The sequence below is a fragment of the Novipirellula herctigrandis genome (assembly GCA_007859835.1).
GTDB lineage: Bacteria > Planctomycetota > Planctomycetia > Pirellulales > Pirellulaceae > Novipirellula_A > Novipirellula_A herctigrandis.
Window position 1 is genome coordinate 58,343 of record SJPJ01000003.1, and the last position, 1,743, is coordinate 60,085.

The following is a 1,743-nucleotide window of genomic DNA, read 5'->3' on the forward strand; positions in this document are numbered from 1 at the left end:
GTCATCATATGAGAACGTTTCTGGTAACCGTTTTGGTCGCTGCTTTCGCATTTGCATCAATGTGGATGATGCTGATTGGCAAGGATCAAATCGAGCACTCACCGACAGGCACCACATGGGAAATGCATACGGTCCACGGTTGGCCTTTTCCGTTTATGCGATGGCAGACCTATGGTCATTTGCGGCCCTCTGACTTCTCCGCTCGGCTTCCCGTCGGTCAGGGCATACTTCAATATCAAAGCAAAGTAGCATTCACATGCGATTTGGTTTTTGCTGCGACCACAGTCGTAGGTTTCGCGACGTTTACGGTACGGCACCGATCCCGCCTCCCGAGACGTTTTTCCCTACGTGCGCTTTTTGTTTTGACTACCATGATCGCAATTCTTGGCGTATGGGCAGTTGCATTCTTACAGACGCGGTTTACTCCTGTAAACGATTGGTACGAGGATGATATATTGTCATACCTGTTTCGGAGTTCAAACTCACCATTAGATTACTGGGTAGGAACGGTGTACGTGATTGGTCTTCCATTTGGGATGCTTGGGGTTTTTGATCTGGTTGCTGGTCTGCAGCATTCGTTGCTAAAACTAAAAGCACTCAATCAAAGACGTAACCATCCGATGCAACCGAGCGGCGAAGTCGGGCGAATTGAAGTAGATGATCTCTCGTCGCCGCCGGCTGATCGGTAGCGTTCGCCGACTAAAGCGTGTTATGAATGAACATCGATCTAGTTGGAACGCAGTCACGCTAAGCCTGCTTGCATTGATCACAACAGGCTGCTCGCGCGTGGAATCCGATCTCATTTCCGTCGGTGACTCAATGCAGCTATCGCGAGCAAAACTAGTCGCTTGGGGTGGGCAAGAAGCGTATCTTGCTCGTTACACTGTTACGGTGCCGGTTGCGGAAGACACCGCAAAACCCACAGGGCAGTCTGACCCTTATGTTGCTACTGTTCCCGCCTGGGACGAAGACCAAGAGCGCGATAATGCGCCCGAACGATACGAAGTAGTTGATCCTAGGACGCAACCTTGTGACGGATATTCGTTTGCCGATCGCATTATCGTGCTTCACGGCAACGAAACAGTCTCGGATATAGAAATCGTAGTATATGGTGACGGTGGTAAGTCCACAGAGAGAACCTTCCACGGGAATCGAGTGTTAACTCGATCCGACTTGGTACAATAGCGGCGAACCATGGCGTGCACGCGAAGCACGGCATGAGACGTTTACAAATGGAAACCACATGGGCCGTGCTCGGTGACGCCGGCCGTTATCCGATCAACGACGATCGGTATGTTGGTATTGGGCCTTGGCGTCACAACACTGGCTTGCGGCTGATGCCGGTGAACGATATACCCGAGGAACCATTCCCTCGGACAACTTTTCTGGTTCGACCTTCCAACCTCCTGATGGCTTGCGCGAGCCTCCTCGCACCGACCATCGGCGTGCTCGGGCGACATTCGTTGCTCGACGACGCAACGTCCTGATGGCTTGCGCGAGCAATCTCCGGTTACCATCGGCTTGCTCGGTGTTGCTTTGGAACATAAACTGGCATTCCACCTTCCACCTAAATTCACCACGGATAACCATCCGTTGCACACGGAAGCCGCGGCCGCGCGGATTCTCAAATCAATGTCGTTTGCCGCGGCCCGGTGAACGGTGACGTTATCCGATCGACCGCCCCCTGAATGCCAACGTCGCAATACACAGCATGAACCCGTATTCGCCTCCAGCAACGACAAG

At 52.7% G+C, this 1,743-nt stretch carries 3 protein-coding genes; all 3 read left to right on the forward strand.

The features are described 5' to 3' along the window. Positions 1 to 689, forward strand: a 689-nt coding sequence (locus CA13_RS36065; protein WP_419195335.1) for a hypothetical protein, incomplete at its 5' end; no start/stop codon positions are given. A gap of 22 nt (positions 690 to 711) precedes the next feature. Then, complete coding sequence (locus CA13_RS34180) at positions 712 to 1,185, forward strand: hypothetical protein (RefSeq protein ID WP_146393688.1); 474 nt, start codon at positions 712 to 714, stop codon at positions 1,183 to 1,185. A gap of 32 nt (positions 1,186 to 1,217) precedes the next feature. After that, positions 1,218 to 1,487: a hypothetical protein gene (locus CA13_RS34185; protein WP_146404798.1), complete on the forward strand. Its 270-nt coding sequence runs from the start codon at positions 1,218 to 1,220 to the stop codon at positions 1,485 to 1,487. Positions 1,488 to 1,743 lie beyond the last annotated feature (256 nt).

What these genes read in the sequence shown, in the direction of transcription:
- CA13_RS34180 (WP_146393688.1), top strand. Translation starts at nt 712, where the DNA reads ATGAATGAACATCGATCTAGTTGGAACGCAGTCACGCTAAGCCTGCTT.
- CA13_RS34185 (WP_146404798.1), top strand. Translation starts at nt 1,218, where the DNA reads ATGAGACGTTTACAAATGGAAACCACATGGGCCGTGCTCGGTGACGCC.